The organism is Syntrophomonas curvata, from assembly GCF_052976825.1.
The window spans coordinates 1,071,158-1,093,008 of record NZ_CM129641.1 but is presented as its reverse complement, the minus strand read 5'-3'; the positions used below and the strand labels follow the sequence as shown (position 1 = coordinate 1,093,008).

The following is a 21,851-nucleotide window of genomic DNA, read 5'->3' as shown; positions in this document are numbered from 1 at the left end:
CTCACCTTCTGTTTTAACACACGCTCTAATCGATTTGGTAATCTATTTAATGAGCATATGCCAATTATTTTAGGTTTAAAAAAAATCCGGAGCCAGGCTCCAGACCATAAGAGTGAGTGTGACTGTTTACCTGTGCGAGTCGCAGTCACCGGCATGCGCGTGTTCCTGGCATACCGCACCACTGCTCACCAGATTATCCTTTTCATAAAGGCCAATAACTTCTTCGAGATTCCCTTGTATACCTACGATCACTTTTATATTCTTTTGGGCAAACAGTTCCTGGGCCATGGCACCCATACCTCCGGCAATTACCATCCCAACGCCTAACCCGGACAAATATTCCGGCAGGTAACCAGGTTGGTGACCGGGATTATCAACGTATTCCCACTCTTTCGTCTCACTGTCATAGAGGGCAAAGCGCTCACAGTGTCCAAAATGCCCGCATACATTGTCTTCTTCAGCTGCCAGTGCAATTCTCATTATCATATTCCTCCTTATTAATTGTTGGCTGATTCCAACGGTTCAAGCTCACCTGCCCGGTGCTTTTCCAGCGCCGCTGCCACTGTTATCCCTTCGTTGCTTCCGAAAATTTTTATCCCCGCCTTATTTAAAACCGTAAAGGCTTTGGGGCCGATCCGGCTGCATATTAGGATTGCGACTCCCTGATTGAGCAGTTCCTGGGCTAAACCCGTACCGGCTCCATGGTTAAGTTCCGAACCCATGTTGGTTAATGCTTTATGTTCAGTTTTTTCCCTGTCCCACAGGATAAAATAGGGGCATCTGCCAAAGCGTCCATCTACCATGCTATCCATGGAATCTCCCGATGAGCAAACAGCAATAATATTTCCCATTTGACCCGGCCTCCTTTGTTGGTCATTTTTGCCCCGAACCCCCATTCTTGAATAGGGACAGCCGTTCATTTCTTTTCCCAGGCGCTCTCGGCGTCGGCACCGGTTTCCGCCCAGGCAGTAGTCGCCTCCTTCAATACGTATGGCCTTACCCGTTATAAGCGCTTCAGCAATTTTCGCCCTGCCTTCAATTAAAATACGTTGAAAGGTAGGGCGGGAAACCTGCATTTTATGGGCGCACTCTTCCTGTTCCATTCCCAGGTAATCCTTAAGGCGAATAGCTTCCATTTCTTCCACCAGAAGTACTGTTTCCTCCATGCAAAAACGCGGAATGCCCGCCGGCTTAAAGGATGTGATTGCCGGAATAAATTCTACGTGCCTGCATTTGGGTTGCCGAGCCATAATACTCTCTCCTGTCTGTTATTAATTAATTATATTTTTATTTCGGGCATATGTCAATAATTTTTAATAAATAAAAAGCAGGGCGTATAACCCTGCCTTAGTTGCTTCTTTATTCCCTAGTTTCCCAAAAAACCCTTAACCAGGATCAGGGGGGTTCCTGCATCAGCTGAACCGCTTACCAAATCAGCCAGACTGGCGATGAGGTCTTCCGCTTTGCGCGGAGTAGTACCTTCCGTTTCGTACGAATTCCGGCCAAAGCCCTCTTTCTTCTTTTCTTCCAGCTTGCCTTCAATGGCCTCGAGTCCTACCCCTTCGTCCAGCATTTTATCCACTAGGTATTTGTACTTGAGTCCTTCCCGATACTTGCCCCGCAGTCCTGCGGTCATGCCAAAAGCGGGCTGAGGATCGGCCAGTTCATAAATACCGGTAGACGGGTCGCAATAAGCACCGTCACCATAGACTATGACTTCAATGTTCTTGCCCAGTCCATCCCGTACTCTAGCCTGAATCTTCTCCGCCACCACATCTGCCTCGCGGGGAGCAAGCTTCAGTTTGTCCCCTGAGGATATGTTGCTTCCCAGCAGCCCCCACTCAGACCAGGACGCCCCTTCATTACAGAGATCCTGCAGAGTGATGCAGTCCTGTCCCTGCGCAGCCAGTTTTTGCCTGATTTTTTCCCTTTTATGGATATTGGCGACAATGACTCCGTCCAGTTTATAACCCAGAATCTGCAAGGGATCATTGCTCAAGAATATGGTGCTGCCCCGGGCCTGCTCCCGGATAATATCCTGATATAGTTCGATATAATCAACCCCGGTGATAGGATGCCGAAAACGCTCAACTCCGATATCATCCAGATTTATAACTTCACCATTGTTTTTTCCCAGTTTCTCGGCAAAATCATAAGGCAGGATTTGATTGCCCACCTCATCGGCAGGATGAGAAAGCTGAACCACTACATGACCTTCCGGAACAGCTGCGGCCAAGCCTTTCATTATCATGGAAAAGCGGTTTCTGCTCAGGATGGGAAATAACACCCCTATTTTACCGTCGGCTCTGAGCTTAAGTTTTTTGCGTACCTGTGAAGCTATATCATTAACCGTAACGTAGTTGTTCTGAGCTCTGGCAACAACTGATTCGGTTATACAAATCGTATCTCCGTGATCCAGAAAACCATCTTCATTACATTTAAGCAGTGATTCATACGCCATATCCACTACATCGCTTCCCGGTACTATAACCCCCATTTTAATACCAAAAGCAGATACTCCAAAATAATCAGGTAATTTGCCCATTTGCAACACCCTTTAAACTTGTATTTGGGACAGGTACATGAGTCCCCGCTAAAATATACCTCAAAATACTCTTTTTATCAAGGCCTGCAAAAAGTATACAGCCGGTGTTTACGGGAATAAAAGCCTGATAAAGAAGCAAAGCTAAAGACAGAGACGGTATCTTTTAAAAACAGTGAACCGCACAGCAATTCTATGTATCAAGGCAGGCAGGTGACGGCAGATGCGAACGCTTTGGAAGGGTGCAGTAAGTTTCGGGCTGGTGAATATTCCGGTCAAAATGTACGTGGCTACGGAAAATAAGGATATTAAGTTCAACTATCTGCACCGGGAGTGTATGTCCCCGATCGAGTATCACAAATATTGTCCCCGCTGTGGGCGGGAAATAAGCAGTGAAGAAATTGTCAGAGGATATGAATACCAGAAAGGCAATTATGTGGTTTTAAATGAGGAGGATCTGGAACGCATACCCCTGGATAACACCAAAACCATTGATATTCTGGACTTCGTCGATTTACAGCAGGTAGATCCCGTCTATTTCGACAAAAGTTATTACCTGGAAGCCGCCGCCGGTGGGGAGAAGGCTTATTCGCTTTTGATCGAGGCCATGAATAAAACCGGCAAAGTGGCTATTGCCCGGGTAATTATTCGTACCAAGCAGTCCCTGGCGGCACTGCGGGTCAAGGATCGGTTGCTCTTGATGGAAACCATATTCTATCCCGATGAAATTCGCTCTCCGGCAAGCCTCAATCCGGGCCTGGAAAGTGCCCGGCTCCACGAAAATGAAGTCAAGATGGCGGTCAGCCTCATTGAGAACCTGTCAGTAGACTTCGAACCCCAAAAATACCATGATGAGTACCGTCAGGCTCTGCGGGAATTGATTGATGCCAAAATTGCCGGCCAAGAAGTGGTCAATGCTCCGGCAGTTAGTGACAGGGGCAAAGTGGTGGATCTGATGGAAGCGCTGCAGGCCAGTGTAAAGCTGGCTGAGGAAAACCGGCAAAAGGACGGCGCCGGGGACGCTGCGGTGAAAAAAAAAGGACGTAAAGCGAAAACGGGTAGTTAGTTTAAATGGATCTTATTCAGCCGATGGAGCCGGTTTTGCATGACCAGGTTTTTGATAACCAAGAATTTACCTACCAGCTAAAATGGGATGGGGTGCGGATGCTGGCCTACGTGAATGCCAACCGGGTCGAATTAATCAATAAAAGGCTTAATAACCGTACGGCACAATATCCCGAACTGCAGTTGCTGACATCGCTTTTAAAGGGTAAAAGGGCAGTTCTGGATGGAGAAGTTGTGGCCTTCAAGGACTCAAAACCGAGTTTTCCGACAGTAATGAGCAGGGATAACACCCGTTCCGAACAGCAGGTTAAACTTCTGCTGCAGGAGATACCGGTAAGTTATATCGTTTTCGATCTTCTGCGGGAGGGTGACCAGGATTTGCGGGTCTTGCCCCTGACAGAACGGCAGCAGCGCCTGCAGGATTTGGTTAAGCCGGAAGCGGCCATCCATCTGATAGAGGACTTCACTTCCGGCACCAGTCTTCTCGCTGCTGTCCAGGCAGCCAACCTGGAAGGTATCGTGGCCAAAAGAAAAAACAGTCATTACCAGGCGGGGAAGAGGCACCGGGACTGGTTCAAGATCAAATACCGTCGCCGCCAGGCCTGTGTGGTCGGGGGCTATAGTACCAGAAACGGCATAGTTAATTCCCTGCTGCTGGGTGTTTATCAAAGGGAATCATTGCATTATGTGGGCCGGGCTGGCAGTGGTATGAGTGAAGCGCAATGGAAAGAAGCGGATATGAGGCTGCGCGATCTGCAGATCAGCAGCTCTCCTTTTGCCGGCCTGCCTTCCGCCCTGACCCGGGAAGCGCAATTTATAGAGCCTCGCCTGGTTGTTGAAGTGGAATATGCCGAGTGGACAGATAACATGCATCTGCGCTCACCGGTTATAAAGGGTTTTTTAAAAAGCGCACCCCGGAAATGTCAGATGTGAACAAGAACACGAAAAATATTTTTACCTGTGTGACCCGCATCCATTTTCGTATAAGGAGAAAGACAGATGGCTAATAGTACTACGGTAAGTATAGAAGGCCGCAGTTTTGCCTTAAGCAATCTGGACAAGGTGCTCTGGCCTGGCGAGGGCTATACCAAAGGGGAACTGATCCACTATTACCTGGAGGTGGCCCCTTATATAATGGACCATCTGCGGGACCGCCCCATGGTCTTCACCCGCTATCCCCACGGGATTGAGGATAAGCATTTTTATCAGAAAAACGCCCCCGCCTCTCTTCCCGAGTGGATCAACACCTTTCCCTATTATTCAACTGAATCCCAACGCCAGATTAATTTCATTCTGGTGGAAGAAAGTGCTGCTCTGGCCTGGCTGGCCAACCAGGCCTGTATCGAGATGCACCCCTGGCTATCCAGGTTCGCCTCTGAGGATTATCCTGATTTTGTAGTGTTTGACCTTGACCCCTCACCCGGAAACACCTTTGCCCAGGTCAGAAAAGTTGCCCTCCTGACCAAACAGGTGCTTGACCAGTTGGGACTGCGCAGTTATATCAAGACTTCCGGTTCGGAAGGCCTGCATGTATATGTACCGGTCAAAAATGACTACACTTACGAAGATATCCGTGAATTCGCCCGTCCGGCAGCGGAAATCATCTGCACCATGGCGCCTGACAGCGCCACGATAGAGCGGACGGTCAAAAAACGGGGAGCAAAAATCTATGTGGATTACCTGCAGAATGTCAAAGGCAAAACTCTCTGCTCTGCCTACAGTGTCCGCCCTCGTCACGGTGCTACCGTATCCGCGCCGTTATATTGGGACGAAGTCAATCGTGTTACCCCCGCCGATTTCAATATAAAGACTATTATTCCCCGCCTGAAAAAGGTAGGCGAACTCTTTGCCCCGGTCTTGAGGGACCGCCAATCCCTGGATGCAGCCTCACGGCAACTGGGGATCAGGCTGAGCAAAAGGTTGTCAACAATCCCGCCCTCCTGACAACATGAAGAGAAGGCGGTTATTATCAATATATACTTTTGCCTGTTTGGTATTGCAGAGGTAGGAAAGGCAGGCAGATAGGGTAGCGAGAATAAGAAAGTATTGGTTGCGGTTTACCGGCAATCTAAACCGTTCGACCAGCAGGGGAAGCATTTCCTCCCGCGTCCGGGGCTGATTTATAAGTCCCCGGGTACAATCCAGCAGTTCCGTAAGCATCCGGTAATTGCTGTCGATCAGATCATGAACATCATCCTGCAGACCGCCGTGGGCTAAAAATATCCTCTTCACATTAATATTCCGCAATAGATTCAGGGTATCCAGTTGTTTTTCCACGTCAGCCAGATAGAGAAAAGGAAATTCGCTCAATTTATCTTTACTTATAAGACTGTCGCCGGCGAACAGGACTCCATCAGGGGTAATCAGGCCCAAATGGCCCAGGCTGTGACCAGGAAGTTCCAGCACCTTAAAAACACACCCATTTATAAAAAGCTCCCCTTCATCTACCCGGCAAGCCACCCGGCAAGCCTCGGGCATGAGGAATTTGTTTTTCAATGCCCTTACGGGACTGGCTGAATAGAGGCCATATGGTATCAGTAGGGGGTTTTCCATGAAAGCGGCTTCCAGCGGGGAAGCATAGATTTGGCAACCGGTCGCTTTCTGCAGGTAGCGGTTGCCGCCGCAGTGGTCGGCATGAGCATGAGTATTGAATAAAGCCCGCACCGTATAGCCGCGTTTTTCCATTATCCTATGTATACGCCGGCCAAAATTCTCGCTGGCTCCACTGTCGACCAATAAGCAGGTTTTGTCGGGGAAAAGGTAGATACCGACTGCACTGGGAAAGTCCAGCCACCAGGTGCGGCCTTGCAAAAGCTGCATATCCATATTAACCTCCAGCCCGCCGGGCAGAAATATTTTTAATCCACCAGCAAGAAATAACGGTTTTCACAGCATGCGTTAAAGTTATTTGAGCAGCAGATCAATTATCTCGCCGGGTTGGGCCTCAGGGATGTAGGAAGGGAGGTTTAGGGATTCCAGGGCCCGTCGCATATCTTCGCCCTGGTAGCATAAGCCGATAAGCTGCCGCTCGATAATACCAATATCCCCGGTAGCAAAAAAGTCGCCATAAATTCTGCACTTTTTGACCAGACCCTTTTTTACCTCAATACGAAAATCAATGTTGCCCCATTCGAAGCGCTGGGATTTGCGTACATTGAACGGCGGCGAAAAACCGTATACCCATTCCCAGCGGCGAAACTTGTTGTCCCGCAGCGATTCTACCGCCGACTGCTCGGCAGGGGTCAATTCCCGGCATTCCCTGCCTTTATCGATAGCGCTGCTGAGAACGTTCTTGAACTCAGCAATAGTTAAGGGCGATGTGATATGCTCTTTGATATTGGTCACCCTGCTCCTTACTGATTTGACACCCTTGGAAGCTATTTTGGCGGGATCAACGGTCAAGGCCTGCTGCATGTCTTCCAGATTGCTGTCAAAGAGAATGGTGCCATGATGCATGACCCGCCCGCGCAGCCGACATTGGGCATTGCCGGAAAACTTCCTGCCCTGTATGGTGATGTCATTACGCCCCTGATTTTCTGCCTTAACCCCTATAAGCCCCAGGGCTTTGATAACCGGAGCGGTGTAACGGGCAAAGTCCAGGCTGAGGCCCGGCTCTTCATGGGCAATAAATGTAAAATTGAGGTTTCCCAGGTCATGATAAACTGCGCCGCCCCCGGATATACGGCGCACCACCTCTACGCCCCGGCTGCGGACAAATTCCCGGTTTATTTCTTCCACCGTATTCTGATTCCGGCCTACCACTACTACCGGGCGGTTCTGCCAGAGCAGGAAGACATCCTCTTTGATATCTCTCCGGTTAAGCAGATACTCCTCCAGGGCCAGATTAAAATACGGGTCATTTGACCGATTAATTATTTCCAGCATCAATATTTCACCCTAATCAGCGCTTGCGGGGGGAGAGATGGATGGCCCGGCCGTTTACATCCAGTACCGCTTCCATCAATGCTTCCCCTAAAGTGGGATGAGCATGGATAATACCGGCAAAATCAGAGGCTTTTATCCCTTCCTGAACCAGTATGGTGCCCTCCAAAATCAAATCGCTGGCATGGGGGCCTAATATATGCACCCCCCGGATAACATCGTCTTCATCGGCTATCACTTTGACCAGCCCGTCGGTTTCGCCCAGGGTCAAGGCTTTGCCGTTGGCGGCAAAATTGAATTTGCCCACCCGGTAATTCATCTCCCGGCTTGCGCATTCCTCTTCACTCATGCCTACGGTGGCAATCTCCGGGAAGGTAAAAATACAACTGGGGACAGCATGATAATGAACCTGACCTTTATGTCCGGCTATTTTCTCTACCGCTGCGATGCCTTCTTCCGAGGCCACATGAGCCAGCATCAGACCGCCGATCACGTCGCCGATAGCATAAATGCCGGGTACATTGGTGGCAAAATTTTCATCAACCTTGATAAACCCACGCTCATCGGTTGCTATACCTAAAGCCTCCAGATTAAGCCCATCGGTCAAAGGTTTTCTCCCGGCGGAAACCAGGACCAGATCGGCCGTAATGTTTAAATCACCCTTTTTACCTTTAGCCGTAAGCACCAGCTCGCCGCCGTTCTTTTCGATTTTTTCCAGAGCGGTACCGCTATGCACCGTGATTCCCTGCTTTTTCAGGAATACTCCCAGGCGCTTGCTGATTTCCCGATCCAGCAGATTGAGTATGGTGGGCAGGTATTCGATCACCGTCACCTGACTGCCAAAGGCATTGAAAATACAGGCATATTCCAGACCGATTACCCCGCCCCCGATTACTGCCAGGCGGGGTGGTACGCTATCTATCTTCAGCAACCCGGTGCTGTCCACCACTCCATCCAGTTCCATGCCCGGAAGAGGGAGGCTAGCAGGAGTTGACCCGGTAGCCAGCAATATATGCCGGGTCTTGATTTCCTGACCGGACACACTGACCGTGTTAGGGTCTATCACTTGAGCAGTGGCCTTAAGCACCTCAACTCCATGGTCGGCCAGCAGTTTTTCCACTCCTCCAACCAGGGTTTTCACGATCCGCTCCTTGCGCTCCCGGGCCTGTTCCATATTAAATTTTAGGCCTTCAACCGATACGTTAAAATCCGTCGCCCGGGACAAGTTGCGCATGATCTCGGCATTGCGGTAGTAGGCCTTGGTGGGTATGCAGCCCCAGTTAAGGCAGGTGCCTCCTAACGCTTCTTTTTCGGCCAGGGTTACATCCATTCCCAACTGCCGTGCCCTGATAGCTGCCACATATCCCCCCGGTCCCCCTCCGATTATGACTAAATCCTTCATCTTAACATGTCTCCTATATCAAGTTATGGTTTTTATCTATCCTTCCCACTTGACAATGGGATTGCGGGCCGCTGTCACTTCATCCACCCGTTTTATCACCGCAAGATGGGGAGCTCCGATTAAAATTTCCGGCTGCTGGCGGGCCTCCTCGGCTATGCGGCCCATGGCCTGGACAAAGTCATCCAGCCTCTCCCGGGTTTCAGTCTCGGTAGGCTCAATCATCAGGGCCTCCTTCACTATAAGCGGGAAATAGACGGTCGGCGGATGGAAGCCATAGTCAGTCAAACGCTTGGCAATATCCAGGGTAGTGACCCCGTTTTCATCCATCTGATTTTTAGCCGTGGCGATAAACTCATGCTTGCACAGGCGGTCAAAGGGTATATGGTAGTACTGCTTAAGCTGCTGGCGAAGGTAATTGGCATTAAGAACCGCCTGCTGAGCGGCGTCTTTTATCCCCTCAGCCCCCAGGGTCAGGATATAGGCATAAGCCTTGACTATAACCCCAAAGTTGCCGTAGAAGTTTTTAACCTTGCCGATAGACAAGGGACGGTCATAGTCGAAGACAAATTTATTCCCCTGCTTGCCTACCACCGGAACAGGCAGATAATCGGCCAGATGGGATTTAACTCCTACCGGGCCGGAACCGGGGCCGCCTCCGCCATGGGGTGTGGAGAAGGTTTTGTGCAGATTGAGATGAACTACGTCAAAGCCCATATCTCCCGGACGGGATATGCCCATTACCGCATTGAGATTGGCGCCGTCGTAATAAAGCAGCCCTCCGCCTTCATGGACAACGGCGGCAATATCCTGAATTTCTTCTTCAAATAATCCCAGAGTATTAGGGTTAGTCAACATCAAACCGGCCACTTCCGGGCCCATTTTACTCTTTAAGTCCTCTATATCGACCAGACCGCGGCTATTGGATTTTACCTCGATTACATCAAAACCGACCATATTGGCCGTAGCCGGATTGGTACCATGGGCAGAGTCCGGCACCATCATCTTGGTTCGCTGATGATCATTGCGCTGCCGGTGATAAGCCTTTATAATCATTACCCCGGTCATCTCGCCATGAGCTCCGGCTGCAGGCTGCAGGGTGAGAGCATCCATACCGGTGATTTCCGCCAGCAGGTTTTGCATGTCGTAAAGCAGTTCCATGGCTCCCTGAACGGTTTCCGCCGGCTGATAAGGGTGAAGGTTGGCGAATCCGGACAAACGGGCGGCCCATTCGTTAATTTTGGGGCTATATTTCATGGTGCAGGAACCCAGGGGATAAAACCCATTGTCCACACCAAAAGCTTTGTGGGAAAGGTCGACAAAATGTCTTACCGCTTCCACTTCGCTGATGTCAGGCAGATGGGCCGGTGTTTCCCGCAGCAAAGAAGCCGGGATGCTTTCCCTGATATCCACCTCAGGTACTTCCGCCGGGGGTATGGTAAAGGTGTTGCTTCCTTCCATATTTTTTTCAAATATCAGTTTACTCATTATGCCTTACCTCCTAACACCGCAACCAGCCGGTCAATTTCGGCTTTGCTTCTTTTCTCGGTAAAGGCCAGCAGCATGGCGTCTTTTAAATCGTAGCCGCCGATGATACCGTTTTCCAGGAGTCTGCGGTTGGCTCCGGCCGGGTCATCCAATAAAACAGCAAACTCACGGAAGAAGGGCTGTTGATATTTTAATTTCAATCCGGCTTTCTCCAATTCCCGGGCGGCGTAGACCGCCAGTTGATGGCAGCGGGTGGCAATAGCATGCAATCCCGCCCTTCCTACCAGGGTCAGGTAAATAGTGGCAGCCAGGGCGTTCAAGGCCTCATTGGAACAGATATTGGAGCTGGCTTTTTCCCGGCGAATATGCTGTTCCCGCGCCTGCAGGGTTAAAACAAAGGCCCTTTTACCTTCAAGGTCGGTGGTTTGTCCCACTATACGGCCGGGAATCTTGCGCAGGAATTTTTTCGAGGCGGCAAAAAAGCCCAGGTAGGGTCCGCCAAAGCTTAAGCTGTTGCCCAGTGCCTGTCCCTCTCCGACCACAATATCCGCTCCCAATTCTGCCGGTGGCTTTAAAACGGCCAGGGATATGGGATCAACCGCCATAACCAGAAAACCTTTATTCTGGTGGACAGCTTCGGCCAGATTCTGTACCTGTTCCAGATTACCGAAAAAGTTAGGCTGCTGAATAACCACAGCGGCGGTGTCCTTGTCAATCAGCGCGAGCATTTGCTCCTGGCCGCAGACCCCTTCTTCGGAAGCAACGGTTACTATTTCCATTCTCCCGGAAATGGCATAGGTTTTCAACACCTGCAGATATTCGGGGTGGATGGTATCCGGCAGCAAGACTTTTTTTCCTTTGGCGTTGGCACAGGCCAGAGCACAGGCCTCAGCCAGAGCACTGCCCCCGTCATACATGGAAGCGTTGGCTACATCCATACCGGTCAAAAGGCAGATCATGCTCTGATATTCGAATATGGACTGCAGTATCCCCTGGCTGATTTCCGGTTGATAGGGAGTATAGGCAGTATAAAATTCAGAGCGCAGCAGAAGCTGATCTATCGCTGCCGGTATATAGTGGTCGTAAGCACCGGCACCGAGGAAGCAGGGATAATCTTCAGTGTTAAGGTTCCGGGCGGCCAGTGCTTTAAGCTCCCGCCCCACTTCCATCTCACCTCGGCCCGGGCCCAGACTAAGCTCGCCTTTTAATTTTACGGCATCGGGGATATCGGCAAAGAGCTCATCCATACTGCTGAATCCAGCACTGTCAAGCATCGCCTTTATCACTGCCGGCGAATTGGGAGTGTATTTCATCTTACTTCCTCCCTACTCCTGTTCCGCACAAAAAGCGGCGTATGCTTCGGGAGACATAAGGTCATTTAACTCATCCCTGTTGCTGATGCTGATAATAGCAATATGGTTGGCATAAGGATCTTGATTAAGCAGTTCCGGAGAGTCTTCCAGTTCTTCATTATTCTCCACCACCGTACCGGTAAGCGGGCTGTAGACTGAAGAAACGGCCTTTACCGACTCTACTACAGCAATGGATTCTCCAATGCTAATCTCGGTATCCATTTCGGGCAGTTCGACAAAAACAATATCACCCAGATGATGCTGGGCGAAGTCGGTGATCCCCAGGTAAGCCTGTTCTCCATTAACTCTGAGCCATTCGTGTTCACTGGTGTACAGCAGGTCGTTCGGTATGTTCATTAACTATCCCTCCATTAAAATTTACTGTAGCTAAAGGGGTTGGTCAGGCCCGTCCTGATGTCCTTACGGTTGCTCCCCCTGGTAGTATACCCGATAGCGGGTTCAAATTACTTGTTTTTGGTGTTTTTGCTATAGAAAATACCCTTGCCTATCCTGGCTTTTACTGGTTTATTGCGAATCATAATATCTATTTCCTCACCCGGCCGGTTGTATTCGCGCTTAATCAGGGCTAAGCCGATGGCCTTGTTTAAGGTTGGTGAGTGAGCGCCGGTGGTAACCCAGCCAATATTGTCTCCATCCTTTTCCACCTCATAGTGGGGACGGGGTATGCCTTTACCCAGCATTTCAAATTCAACCAGCACCCGATCGGGGTTGGCTTCTTTTTGCTTGACCAGCGCCTCCTTGCCGATAAAGTCATCACCCTGCAGTTTGACAAAGTATCCCAGTCCTGCTTCCAGAGGGGTTATATCTTTATCGAGCTCCTGTCCGTAGAGCGGCAGCTTGGCCTCAAAGCGCAAAGTGTCTCGGGCTCCCAGTCCAATCGGAGCAATATCTTCTCCCCCGGCATTAAGGATTTCTTCCCAAAGATAAGCGGCTTGGTCCGGGCTGACGTAGATCTCGAAACCATCTTCACCGGTATAACCGGTTCTGGAGACCAGGCACTCTGCCCCGGCAATTTTTACGTCAGGTTTAAACCAGAAGAATTTTATGGCGGAGAGATCAGTGTCGGAAATAGTCTGGAGTATCCTTTGGGCCTCCGGCCCCTGTATGGCAAGCTGAGCATAGCTGTCGGACAGGTCTTTTACCTCTATACCCGAAAATGCATGCTCCTTGATCCAGGCAAAATCTTTGTCCAGATTGGCAGCGTTTACTACCAGGAAATAATATTGGGGTGAAATCTTGTACACCAGCAGATCGTCCACCACTCCGCCCTCAGGATAACACATGAGGGTATAGGCAATCTGGTTGTCCTTCAGCTGTTTAATATCATTGGTGACCAGATAACGGGTAAATTCTTCGGCCCTTGCCCCCTTAACGCTGATTTCCCCCATATGGGAAACATCGAAGAGCCCGGCTTTCTGGCGCACCATATGGTGCTCTTTGATAATCCCTTCGAATTGTACCGGTAGCGCCCATCCCCCGAAATCAATAATTTTGCCGCCGTATTTCTGGTGCATTTCGTATAGCGGTGTCTGTTTCAAAGGCATTTTATCCCTCCTTAAGTGATTATTACTATTATAGTTGATTAGCTTTTTTCATTCATCTGCCAGCGCAGGGCCTCAATCGTGTTTTTCATCAAATAGGCTACGGTTACCGCACCTACGCCGCCGGGAACCGGGGTAATGTAGGATGCTCGCTTGAGAGCTGATTCGAATTCAACGTCACCGACAATCCTATCGTCAACCGTGCTTATGCCGGCATCAATCACCAGCGCTCCTTCTTTTATCCATTCCCCCTTTATTAAACCGGGTTTTCCTACCGCCACCACCAGCACTTCAGCATTTCTGACGTGTTCCTCGAGTAACCCCCGCTGGGAGGTGGCATAATGACAAACACTGACGGTGGCGTCTTCATGCAGCAGCAACAGGGCGGTTGGTTTGCCAACAATTTCACTGTGACCTACCATTACCACTTCTTTGCCCCTGAGGTCAATACCGGTAGATTTAATCAAAGCCAGGATAGCCTGAGCTGTACAGGGGCGGAGCCCTTCAGCTCCCAGAAAAAGCCCCCCCAGGTTGCAGGGGGTAACCCCTTCCACATCTTTTTTGCGGGCAATCGACCACTGCACCGCAGTCGTATTTATATGTTCAGGAAGCGGCAGGTTTACTATCAGCCCGTTTATAAAAGGGTCGCGGTTAATGCGGTCCACATAGTTCAGGAGCCGCTGCTGGGAGGTGGCAGGAGATAATTCTATGGTTTCGTAGTTTATCCCCACCCGCTTGGCAATCCGCCGCTGGGAGTCCCGGTAGACTTTCGACGCTGTATCATCATCGGCTTCCAGGGTCATCAAAAAAGGCTCGACACCGGCTTCTTTCAATTCCTTCACTTCACCGGCCACTTCATCAAGCATAGCATCGGCTAATTTTCTTCCGTATAATAATCTCGGATCATCGTTTTCCATTTCTATCCTCCTTATATTAAAATAATTTCATTTATTTTGGCAAGAAAATACGTTTTATCTCTATTTTCCCCTTGAAGTATCGCAGTATGCAGAAAAGAAGCAAACAGGGACGTTCTTTTGGTTTCCTTCTGAAAGAGGAAACCAAAAGAACGTCCCCTTATTTCGCTCCTATAATTCTATAATTTGTGGGTTCAGATCATCTTCACCGAAACTAACGAAGGCGTATCATATCGTATAGCATAGTGCAATAAAGTGCGGTAACTCGGGCTTTTCAGGCTTTCAGTGTTTAGCATCGTATGGCACCGTTTTGCCCTTTTTCATAGATTAAAACACCAAATAAACACCAAACACCAAGCCGCCGTACCCGGTTCTGTACTTTTCCAGGAACGGCGGCTCATTTCCCGAGAGGAACTACGGATTGCGTATGCCCCATTCTATTTGTTTAGCGCTAGGCTAATGGCTTCGGTGGCTTTTGCCTTGCTTGCGGCAAACACATGGCTGTAAACATTCTCGGTGGTTTGGGTGCTCTGATGGCCAAGGTGTTCAGCTATCACCTTGGCTGGTACCCCTGAGTTAATCAACAGGCTGGCATTAGCATGGCGGAGGTCGTGTATATGCAGGTCAGGCAGATCGTTCTTTTTAAGAAGCCTTTTGAACTGCTGGTTTAAGGTAGTACGGTTGTAAAAGCCGCCTTTTTCGTTGGTGAAAACCTGTCCACAGTAATTCCAGGCTGCGCCCAATCTTAGCTTACGTTCCGCCTGCCAGCGTTTATGCCCCTTAAGAAGTTCAATTAGTTCCGGTGGAGCCTTAATCATCCGCTCGCTGGATTTGGTTTTTGGCCTTGATAGGATGTATTCCCCATGCAGAAGCGTCAAGGTATGGTATACGGAAATAATGCCATTCTCAAAATCAATATCCTCCCAGCGCAGGGCGAGTAGTTCTCCGGAGCGAAGCCCCGTATACAAAAGCATCGTAATCATTACCTTCAGTTGAGCATTGTCCTGCTTATCCAAAATAGAGAGAAGCCGTTTGCATTGACTGTCATCAAGAAACGGCTTCTTCGTATGCTCAATTTTCGGAGGTGTAGTGTTTGCGACTGGGTTCTTCTCAAGCATCCCCTTGCGGACGGCTGTGGTAAAGATTGCCGACACCGCCCCTCGCACTCTGCCTACTGTGGAGGCCGATAACCCACCTTTTTCATATACCAGATAAAACAGGTCTTTTCTTTTCTTCCCAAGCGCCGCCGAAATCTTTTCAGCCGTTGCCAGGTTCACCCTGCCACCACTAGTGAGCCTGTATATTATGTTTTCCTGGATGCCCACCAATTTCGCCGTTTCCCGCCTTGTTCCTAACGGTATGCTGTTTGTGTCAATCAAGGCGTAATAAGCCCTATGGCCTCCGTCCCGCTTCAGGTAATTGAACATTTCATCCAGCCTGGCTGTCGATATATCCTTTAGTTTCAAATGCCCAAATTCCGGCATGACGTATAAATCCAAGAGCAGCTTCTGATTGTAGATGGTAATACCCTTAACCACATTGGGAGCAATTTCAGAATAGTACCACTCGGCCAGTTCATGAAATCGCATATTCTCTCCGAGGTTGGTTACTCCCCGGCACTTTTTCTCAAAATCATGAGCGTATGCCTCGGCCAGTTTCCTCGCCTTGCCCTCGGTTACACCTTCAGGCGGCTTGTAAGTGGTGGTCTTTCTTATTTGCCGTCCGTCCAAGCCGTACCCGAGGGAAACCATGATTCGAAAGCTATCTCCTCGCTTTTTGATCGACGCCATTAGTTCATCCCTTCTTCTTTAGTGTAGTGCCTATCCTCGCACTTCTTTTCAAAATCGTAAGCATAAGCTTCAGCAAGCTTCCTCGCCTGGCTCTCGCTGCTGCCTTCTGGTGGCCTGTATGTGGTCGTTTTGCGAATTAGCTTACCATCCATGTCATAACCCAAACTGACTGTAATGCGGAAGGTATCGCCCCTTTTAGTTACGCTCGGCATCGTCCTTCACCTCCTTTTTCAAGCGGATGCTGACCAAGAAGTCGCTGGCAGGGAAAAGCGTATCCTGCTCCCGGCATCGTGCTAATTCAGCAAGGATAAGGCTTTCTACTGCTGCTTTCCCATATTCATCGAGCCTTAAATAATTAATTACAGTTTCTTGGAAGCTTTCCTCCGCTGCCCACACACCCAGCTTTTCAATCTCCTCCTCGGTCATTTTGGGAGAGGATGCGTCATTGGAATACCCCAGTATATAATCGATACGTTTATCAAAAATCTCCGACAGCTCATTTAATGTTTCAAAGTTCGGTTCCCGCTTGCCAGTCTCCCACATAGCGATGGTACCTTTGGAAACGCCGAGGGCTTCAGCTAGCTGTACCTGGGTCATGCCTTTTTCAGCCCGGATTTTCTTCAATCTGTCTGCAAACATTTTTATCACCTCGCACTGCTATAGTATCACTAACTGTTAACATTGGCAAGTTATTTATAACATTATGTTAGTACATTGAGTTCCGTATACCACCTAAAGGTAACTAAGCGTGAGATTATCTATTTACAAGTCTCACTAAATGTTATATCATAAATTATAGAATCTCACAGAAGGAGGGAATTTCATGGAAGCGAAACAACCAAAAATGATGACCATCCGGGAAATAGCGGCAACGGGCATTCTTCCTGAACACGCCCTGCGCCTGATGTTAAAAGCAGGCCGATTGCCAGCCTTATTCGTCGGCAGGAAAGCCTTAGTGAACTTCGACAAGCTGTGCGAGCAGCTTGCTGCTTTAGGTACTGGGGATTTTGGTGAAGGGGGGTGTGAGGATGAAGGTATGCGTCGAATGCGCTAACTGTGGCGTACAAACCAAAGCTGATGTCTTGGGGATTATAAAAACACTCATTGAATGCACCGAGCGTGATTCTATTTATGGCGGGTTTTTATGTAATGACTGTGCTGGTGAACAGGACGATGAAACCACATTTGAGGACTAATAAACACAAGGTTATTCATACCGGGGAGGAGGTGCGCCTTTGACGCCATACGATAACCTGCCGCAGCGGATTAAAGATGAGAATCGCTTCTGCTGCTTTAAATATGAACAGCGAAACGGTAAGAAAACCAAGGTGCCCTACGACCCGGCAACCGGCAGACGAGCCAAAACCGACCGGCTTGATACCTTCCGGGATTATGCTACTACCATAACTGCAGTAGGCAGTTACGATGGTATCGGTTTCCTGGTCGGCAATGAAATAAATTTTCTCGATCTGGATGACTGTTTTACTGAAGCTGGTCTGTTGAAACCCTGGGCTAAGGATATCGCTGACCGCTTTGATGGCTGCTATATGGAGAAAAGTCCCTCCGGTAATGGCCTGCGGATTGCCTTTGCTTCACCAGGTTTCACATATGATAAGACCCGCTACTATATCAACAACCGGAAGCTTGGTCTGGAAGTATATGTGTCTGGAGCGACCAACCGCTTCGTAACCCTGACCGGCAATGTCTACCGCGAAGGCGATGTGCTGGAAAAAACCGAAGCCCTGCAAGCCATATTGGATAAGTATATGAAGCGTCCGGTGCAGGCACATACATTTCCGGCTGCGGCAGGTCAATCGTACCTGTATGACGATTCAGTCATTGAAAAGGCGTTCTCCTCGGCGCAGGGCAATAAGTTCAAGGCATTATGGAAAGGTGATATTACAGACTACGCTTCCCCCAGCGAGGCGGACTTGGCTTTATGTTCCATGCTGGCCTTCTGGTGCGGAGGTGATGTAGAGCAAATCGACCGACTGTTTCGCAGGAGCGCTCTTATGCGTGACAAGTGGGACAGGGCGCAATCCGGCAGCACCTACGGGATGCTAACCATACAGAAAGCTCTGTCCAACGTTAGCGATTACTACAAGCCCTACGGTAAACGTTCCTCTATTGCGGAAGATTTTGCTCCCGGCGAGTATACCCTGGCCGATCTGCATCCGGAGAGCAATGATCTCTATCCCTGGACTGACATCGGAGCCAGCAGGCTTTTTGCCGACTATTACAAATCTGTCGCTCGCTATGTTCCAGAGCGAAAGCTGTGGTACTGCTATGAGGGTGGGATATGGGTACCTGATGTCGGCAACCTGAAAGCTATGGAATTCTGCAAGTCTCTGGCTAACCAGCTGCTCATATATGCCGTAAGCATCAAAGATGAGAACCGGCGTAACGATTATATCGACTACTGCCGCAAGTGGCAGGTTCGCCGCTATCGCGAGACGGTCTTAAAAGATGCGCAGAGTGTATATCCAATAGCCATGGCCGAGTTCGATAAAGACCCGTATGTGTTTAATTGCGCCAACGGTACCTTGTTCCTCAAGACCATGGAGTTCAAGCCCCACAGCAGCGAGGACAAGCTGACCAAGATATCCGGGGTGAAGTATGACCCGGCAGCTAAAAGTGCTCGCTGGGAAGCTTTTATACATGAGATTATGAGCGGAGACCATGAAAAAGCCAAATTTCTGCAGAAGGCTTTCGGATACGGTATGAGCGGCGATACCAGCTATGAATGCCTGTTTATTTTATACGGGGCAACCACCAGGAACGGTAAAGGCACGTTATGCGAGAGTGTCCTGAAGGTATTGGGCAGCTATGGCTGTACCGCTCGTCCGGAAACCATCAGCTTAAAGAACAACAATAACAGCGGGAGTCCCAGTGAGGATATCGCTAGGCTTGCCGGAGTACGCTTTGCCAATATCTCTGAGCCCAGCCGGGGACTGGTGCTAAATGCCGCCCAGGTCAAAAGCATGACCGGTGGCGACAGCATCAATGCTCGGTTTCTGCATGAGAATTCCTTTGACTTCTCGCCCCGCTTCAAGCTGTATATCAACACCAATTATCTGCCGGTGATTAACGATATGACACTCTTTACTAGCGGCAGAGTAGTGATCATACCCTTTGAGCGTCATTTTGCGGAGGATGAGCAGGATAAAACCTTAAAGCGGGAGTTTACCAAGTCAAAGAACCAGAGCGCTATATTAAACTGGCTGATCGAGGGCTACCAGATGCTTCAACGGGATGGGTTTACACAGCCGCAGGCGGTCAGGGCAGCTACTGAAGCATATCGTCACGACAGTGATAAGATCGCATTGTTTTTCGAGGATGTTCTTCAAGCAAGTCCTAACAGTGAGGTGCGGACATCAGAGGTCTACGCCCGCTACCAGATTTGGTGTCGGGATAATGGTTGCTACTCTGAAAACGCCAGGAATTTTAAGCAGGCGCTTTCGGCCATCGCCAGGGTGGAACGCAAGCGGCCAAGGTCAGGCGGCAGTGAAACCACGCTGTTGATAGGTTACAAGCTGTCTGATGAGGATAGATTTTTGGCTCTTTAAACACCTTGTCGCAGGTTGTCGCAGCAAAAACAGGTTATTTAAAAAACGCTCTCGTATAGAAAATTTACTTTTTACCTGCGACATCCTGCGACAAAGACTTAAAACCCTTGATAAATCGGGGGTTCCCCCCTGTGTTAAAAACAGGCAAAAAGGAAGGAGTGAATGTTATGTTAAAAAACTACGTTCTAGTCCCGGATAAAAACAACATACTCTGCCCTCGCTATTACCCCGGTAATGTTTTATTAATTCGCGATAGAGGAGAGGGCTACCGGTACTACCTGGTGGAGAATGCGGATGGCTCTTTTGATCTTCATAACACTGAACCAAACGAGAGGGTTATTTACCACAAGGTCAGATGCCCTAGGTGCAGCTCACAGTTGGTTAACGCGAAGAACCGGGTGAACAAGTACCGTTGCTTGATATGCGATGAGAGACCAGATGGTTCACGCAGGCATTAACCCCCAGGGGGGAGAAAATCCCTGCGGCTTTTAACAGAAGAACGGGCGGCGGGTTTCGCGCAAAAAAATTCAGATTCAAACGGGGAATTAAGCCCCAAAAATTAGAAATGGAGGAATCTATTATGACAAATACCTATGGACAAAGCTTCTGGAACGTTATGCGGGGAAGGAATGCCAACCTCTCAGCCCTGTCTGAAAAGATGGATGGTAATGGTGGCTATCTGACTCCGGAGGAGTTTAGGGCAAAGCTTGACCAGTCCCTGGCCAGGGATAATGTATTCCGCAGGCTAGGTACGGTGATAAGAACTACATCGCCAGAGGGAACTATTCAGGCGGTCACATCCACAGGAACGGCAGACTGGATTGCTGATGGCCAAGCCTATAACGAAAGTTCCGATACCATAACGCAGTTTCCTGTCTATTCCTACAAGCTGGCGAGTCTAGTCAGGCTCAAGGAATCCTTTGTGGCTGATAATGCTTTTGACATTGAGAATTACCTGCTCAATGTTTTCGCCAGACGCTTTGGCAGGGCGGAGGAGGCAGCGTTCCTTAACGGTACTGGCATTGACCAGCCTACCGGCCTTTTAAGTGATACTGGAGCCGAGGTGGGTATAACGGCGGCAAGTGAAACGGTTATCGCCTATGATGAAGTGGTGAAACTGTACTTTTCCCTAAAGCCTGAATACCGAGCCAATGCGGTATTCCTGATGCATGATGATACAGCCATGGCGCTTCGTACTCTGAAGGACAGCGCCGGGAATCCTATCTGGAATGCCCAGGGTGACACCATTTTCAGCAAGCCGGTCATTACCACACCATCGATGCCGGTAGCGGCGGCGGGAACAAAACCTATCGCCTTTGGTGAACTTTCCTATTATTGGGTGATTGAACGCCAGCCTTTAGCCATCAAACGGCTGAAAGAACTTTATAGTATTCAGGGGCAGATTGGCTTTACAGCCTATGAGCGTATGGATGGCAAGCTAATTCTTCCGGAAGCGGTCAAGGTGCTTAAAATGGCTGTATAACTGCAGTATTGGCTATAGTCGCTGAATCCAATTTTGGATTCAGTGACTATTTCCTTTGTTGCCGATGATGACCGCTGGTATATTATTTCTTACCATGCCGGAATGCGGAATCGCCGGTAAGGTTTCGGAGCAGTATTTTCCGCACCGTCTTGTACTCGCTGCCGATGAAACCCAGCCGCAGGAGGAAGCAGCGGAAGGCGTACTTCTCGTTGTCGGTTTCTGTTACCTGGGCAATAACCCGCTTCTGGTTTCTTGCCATCTCACACAGCTTGTAAACGAACTGGGTGTAGGCGTTAACCTCGTCCGATTCTGTGGTTTCGGGGAACCAGGGGAAGCTGACTGTGTCCTCGGTAATAACTGGTGCAGGCGAATCAGTGCCAAACGCATTTATTAGCAGGTTACTTTTGCTCTCTGCCAGCCGGATAAGATTGTTAAGCGACTGGTCGGTGAAGCTATCCCTCGGCATGGAAATTACCAGGCCGTTATGCTCTCGGCTAGCGATGTCTGCGGCCTTACCTGCAAATCCGCGCTCCTCCAGGTGGGCAAGCAGGTGGTTAACTGTTTCGTTATCAAGGCTGCTGCCAATCAGGAGGGTGCCCTGCCTGTCCAATAAGCAATCGCCTATTTCGTATGCACAGCTGGGGACTCCTTTATATACCGGGGCCGTTTTCAGTACCTCGCCTACAGCCTTTGCCAGTTCCTGGCGTTCCTTTCCTTTAACGTTGTATGCGATCTTCGTTTCCATATATGCAGTACCACCTTTCTGTTTTGGTACTACATACATCGCTCTGTAGGGTACAGATTGCAA

At 49.4% G+C, this 21,851-nt stretch carries 22 protein-coding genes; 7 read left to right on the top strand and 15 right to left on the bottom strand.

Translation table 11 applies throughout. The features are described from left to right. Positions 1–126: 126 nt before the first annotated feature. The 3 genes from ACU70B_RS04715 to ACU70B_RS04705 form a co-directional block, all read right to left on the bottom strand. Positions 127–480 (bottom strand): NifB/NifX family molybdenum-iron cluster-binding protein, encoded by a 354-nt coding sequence (locus tag ACU70B_RS04715; RefSeq protein WP_447185193.1) that lies wholly within the window; start codon positions 478–480, stop codon positions 127–129. 17 nt (positions 481–497) lie between these two features. Then, positions 498–1,250, bottom strand: coding sequence for a NifB/NifX family molybdenum-iron cluster-binding protein (locus ACU70B_RS04710; protein WP_447185192.1), 753 nt, complete (start codon positions 1,248–1,250; stop codon positions 498–500). 116 nt (positions 1,251–1,366) lie between these two features. Further along, entirely contained in the window at positions 1,367–2,545 is a 1,179-nt protein-coding gene (locus ACU70B_RS04705) for a coenzyme F420-0:L-glutamate ligase (protein WP_447185191.1), read from the bottom strand. A 220-nt stretch (positions 2,546–2,765) separates the two neighbouring features. On the opposite strand from ACU70B_RS04705, the gene ku reads away from it, so the two are divergent. From ku to ligD (ACU70B_RS04690), 3 genes are all read left to right on the top strand, one after another. Next, the gene (ku, locus tag ACU70B_RS04700; protein WP_447185190.1) at positions 2,766–3,608 is read left to right on the top strand and encodes a non-homologous end joining protein Ku; all 843 of its coding nucleotides are present in this window, start codon (positions 2,766–2,768) and stop codon (positions 3,606–3,608) included. 5 nt (positions 3,609–3,613) lie between these two features. After that, a complete protein-coding gene (gene ligD / locus ACU70B_RS04695; RefSeq protein ID WP_447185189.1) occupies positions 3,614–4,540 on the top strand; it encodes a non-homologous end-joining DNA ligase in 927 nt (308 codons plus the stop codon). A 66-nt stretch (positions 4,541–4,606) separates the two neighbouring features. Continuing rightward, positions 4,607–5,551 (top strand): non-homologous end-joining DNA ligase, encoded by a 945-nt coding sequence (ligD, locus tag ACU70B_RS04690; RefSeq protein WP_447185188.1) that lies wholly within the window; start codon positions 4,607–4,609, stop codon positions 5,549–5,551. Here the strand turns inward: ligD (ACU70B_RS04690) and ACU70B_RS04685 are convergent. The 11 genes from ACU70B_RS04685 to relB all read right to left on the bottom strand — a co-directional run bounded on the left by ACU70B_RS04685 (position 5,531) and on the right by relB (position 16,633). Then, complete coding sequence (locus ACU70B_RS04685; protein ID WP_447185187.1) at positions 5,531–6,427, bottom strand: MBL fold metallo-hydrolase; 897 nt, start codon at positions 6,425–6,427, stop codon at positions 5,531–5,533. The two genes, ligD (ACU70B_RS04690) and ACU70B_RS04685, sit on opposite strands and share 21 nt — an antisense overlap. An 84-nt stretch (positions 6,428–6,511) precedes the next feature. Then, positions 6,512–7,492 carry a lipoate--protein ligase gene (lplA, locus tag ACU70B_RS04680; RefSeq protein ID WP_447185186.1) on the bottom strand — a complete coding sequence of 327 codons (981 nt, stop codon included), beginning with the start codon at positions 7,490–7,492 and terminating at the stop codon, positions 6,512–6,514. A gap of 16 nt (positions 7,493–7,508) precedes the next feature. Further along, positions 7,509–8,891 (bottom strand): dihydrolipoyl dehydrogenase, encoded by a 1,383-nt coding sequence (gene lpdA / locus ACU70B_RS04675; protein WP_447185185.1) that lies wholly within the window; start codon positions 8,889–8,891, stop codon positions 7,509–7,511. 36 nt (positions 8,892–8,927) lie between these two features. After that, positions 8,928–10,376, bottom strand: a complete 1,449-nt coding sequence (gene gcvPB, locus ACU70B_RS04670; protein WP_447185184.1) for an aminomethyl-transferring glycine dehydrogenase subunit GcvPB — start codon at positions 10,374–10,376, stop codon at positions 8,928–8,930. Continuing rightward, positions 10,376–11,689: an aminomethyl-transferring glycine dehydrogenase subunit GcvPA gene (gene gcvPA / locus ACU70B_RS04665; protein WP_447185183.1), complete on the bottom strand. Its 1,314-nt coding sequence runs from the start codon at positions 11,687–11,689 to the stop codon at positions 10,376–10,378. Before gcvPA ends, gcvPB begins: the two co-directional genes overlap by 1 nt. A gap of 12 nt (positions 11,690–11,701) precedes the next feature. Then, a complete protein-coding gene (gene gcvH, locus ACU70B_RS04660) occupies positions 11,702–12,085 on the bottom strand; it encodes a glycine cleavage system protein GcvH (protein WP_447185182.1) in 384 nt (127 codons plus the stop codon). Positions 12,086–12,192: 107 nt separating this feature from the next. Further along, positions 12,193–13,293 carry a glycine cleavage system aminomethyltransferase GcvT gene (gene gcvT / locus ACU70B_RS04655; protein ID WP_447185181.1) on the bottom strand — a complete coding sequence of 367 codons (1,101 nt, stop codon included), beginning with the start codon at positions 13,291–13,293 and terminating at the stop codon, positions 12,193–12,195. Positions 13,294–13,331: 38 nt separating this feature from the next. After that, positions 13,332–14,207 (bottom strand): bifunctional 5,10-methylenetetrahydrofolate dehydrogenase/5,10-methenyltetrahydrofolate cyclohydrolase, encoded by an 876-nt coding sequence (locus ACU70B_RS04650; RefSeq protein ID WP_447185180.1) that lies wholly within the window; start codon positions 14,205–14,207, stop codon positions 13,332–13,334. A gap of 434 nt (positions 14,208–14,641) precedes the next feature. After that, the gene (locus ACU70B_RS04645) at positions 14,642–15,994 is read right to left on the bottom strand and encodes a tyrosine-type recombinase/integrase (protein ID WP_447185179.1); all 1,353 of its coding nucleotides are present in this window, start codon (positions 15,992–15,994) and stop codon (positions 14,642–14,644) included. Then, the gene (locus ACU70B_RS04640; RefSeq protein ID WP_447185178.1) at positions 15,994–16,206 is read right to left on the bottom strand and encodes a hypothetical protein; all 213 of its coding nucleotides are present in this window, start codon (positions 16,204–16,206) and stop codon (positions 15,994–15,996) included. The genes ACU70B_RS04645 and ACU70B_RS04640 overlap by 1 nt, the downstream gene beginning before the upstream one ends. Beyond that, the gene (gene relB, locus ACU70B_RS04635) at positions 16,190–16,633 is read right to left on the bottom strand and encodes a type II toxin-antitoxin system RelB family anti-toxin (protein ID WP_447185177.1); all 444 of its coding nucleotides are present in this window, start codon (positions 16,631–16,633) and stop codon (positions 16,190–16,192) included. The genes ACU70B_RS04640 and relB overlap by 17 nt, the downstream gene beginning before the upstream one ends. A gap of 184 nt (positions 16,634–16,817) precedes the next feature. Between relB and ACU70B_RS04630 the strand changes: the two genes are divergently transcribed. The 4 genes from ACU70B_RS04630 (at position 16,818) to ACU70B_RS04615 (ending at position 21,043) form a co-directional block, all read left to right on the top strand. Continuing rightward, positions 16,818–17,048 carry a hypothetical protein gene (locus ACU70B_RS04630; RefSeq protein ID WP_447185176.1) on the top strand — a complete coding sequence of 77 codons (231 nt, stop codon included), beginning with the start codon at positions 16,818–16,820 and terminating at the stop codon, positions 17,046–17,048. Continuing rightward, a complete protein-coding gene (locus ACU70B_RS04625; protein ID WP_447185175.1) occupies positions 17,023–17,190 on the top strand; it encodes a hypothetical protein in 168 nt (55 codons plus the stop codon). Before ACU70B_RS04630 ends, ACU70B_RS04625 begins: the two co-directional genes overlap by 26 nt. A 39-nt stretch (positions 17,191–17,229) precedes the next feature. Continuing rightward, on the top strand, positions 17,230–19,560 hold the full coding sequence (locus tag ACU70B_RS04620; RefSeq protein ID WP_447185174.1) for a phage/plasmid primase, P4 family: 2,331 nt from the start codon (positions 17,230–17,232) through the stop codon (positions 19,558–19,560). Between the two features lie 475 nt (positions 19,561–20,035). Continuing rightward, the gene (locus ACU70B_RS04615) at positions 20,036–21,043 is read left to right on the top strand and encodes a phage major capsid protein (RefSeq protein WP_447185706.1); all 1,008 of its coding nucleotides are present in this window, start codon (positions 20,036–20,038) and stop codon (positions 21,041–21,043) included. 82 nt (positions 21,044–21,125) lie between these two features. Here ACU70B_RS04615 and ACU70B_RS04610 read toward each other — a convergent pair whose 3' ends face one another. Then, the gene (locus ACU70B_RS04610) at positions 21,126–21,788 is read right to left on the bottom strand and encodes a virulence protein (protein ID WP_447185173.1); all 663 of its coding nucleotides are present in this window, start codon (positions 21,786–21,788) and stop codon (positions 21,126–21,128) included. Positions 21,789–21,851 lie beyond the last annotated feature (63 nt).

What these genes read in the sequence shown, in the direction of transcription:
- ACU70B_RS04715 (WP_447185193.1), bottom strand. Translation starts at nt 480, where the DNA reads ATGAGAATTGCACTGGCAGCTGAAGAAGACAATGTATGCGGGCATTTT.
- ligD (WP_447185189.1), top strand. Translation starts at nt 3,614, where the DNA reads ATGGATCTTATTCAGCCGATGGAGCCGGTTTTGCATGACCAGGTTTTT.
- ACU70B_RS04705 (WP_447185191.1), bottom strand. Translation starts at nt 2,545, where the DNA reads ATGGGCAAATTACCTGATTATTTTGGAGTATCTGCTTTTGGTATTAAA.
- gcvPB (WP_447185184.1), bottom strand. Translation starts at nt 10,376, where the DNA reads ATGAGTAAACTGATATTTGAAAAAAATATGGAAGGAAGCAACACCTTT.
- gcvT (WP_447185181.1), bottom strand. Translation starts at nt 13,293, where the DNA reads ATGCCTTTGAAACAGACACCGCTATACGAAATGCACCAGAAATACGGC.
- relB (WP_447185177.1), bottom strand. Translation starts at nt 16,633, where the DNA reads ATGTTTGCAGACAGATTGAAGAAAATCCGGGCTGAAAAAGGCATGACC.
- ligD (WP_447185188.1), top strand. Translation starts at nt 4,607, where the DNA reads ATGGCTAATAGTACTACGGTAAGTATAGAAGGCCGCAGTTTTGCCTTA.
- ACU70B_RS04650 (WP_447185180.1), bottom strand. Translation starts at nt 14,207, where the DNA reads ATGGAAAACGATGATCCGAGATTATTATACGGAAGAAAATTAGCCGAT.
- ACU70B_RS04710 (WP_447185192.1), bottom strand. Translation starts at nt 1,250, where the DNA reads ATGGCTCGGCAACCCAAATGCAGGCACGTAGAATTTATTCCGGCAATC.
- ACU70B_RS04640 (WP_447185178.1), bottom strand. Translation starts at nt 16,206, where the DNA reads ATGCCGAGCGTAACTAAAAGGGGCGATACCTTCCGCATTACAGTCAGT.
- ACU70B_RS04685 (WP_447185187.1), bottom strand. Translation starts at nt 6,427, where the DNA reads ATGCAGCTTTTGCAAGGCCGCACCTGGTGGCTGGACTTTCCCAGTGCA.
- lpdA (WP_447185185.1), bottom strand. Translation starts at nt 8,891, where the DNA reads ATGAAGGATTTAGTCATAATCGGAGGGGGACCGGGGGGATATGTGGCA.
- gcvPA (WP_447185183.1), bottom strand. Translation starts at nt 11,689, where the DNA reads ATGAAATACACTCCCAATTCGCCGGCAGTGATAAAGGCGATGCTTGAC.
- ACU70B_RS04625 (WP_447185175.1), top strand. Translation starts at nt 17,023, where the DNA reads ATGAAGGTATGCGTCGAATGCGCTAACTGTGGCGTACAAACCAAAGCT.
- ACU70B_RS04645 (WP_447185179.1), bottom strand. Translation starts at nt 15,994, where the DNA reads ATGGCGTCGATCAAAAAGCGAGGAGATAGCTTTCGAATCATGGTTTCC.
- ku (WP_447185190.1), top strand. Translation starts at nt 2,766, where the DNA reads ATGCGAACGCTTTGGAAGGGTGCAGTAAGTTTCGGGCTGGTGAATATT.
- ACU70B_RS04630 (WP_447185176.1), top strand. Translation starts at nt 16,818, where the DNA reads ATGGAAGCGAAACAACCAAAAATGATGACCATCCGGGAAATAGCGGCA.
- ACU70B_RS04610 (WP_447185173.1), bottom strand. Translation starts at nt 21,788, where the DNA reads ATGGAAACGAAGATCGCATACAACGTTAAAGGAAAGGAACGCCAGGAA.
- lplA (WP_447185186.1), bottom strand. Translation starts at nt 7,492, where the DNA reads ATGCTGGAAATAATTAATCGGTCAAATGACCCGTATTTTAATCTGGCC.
- gcvH (WP_447185182.1), bottom strand. Translation starts at nt 12,085, where the DNA reads ATGAACATACCGAACGACCTGCTGTACACCAGTGAACACGAATGGCTC.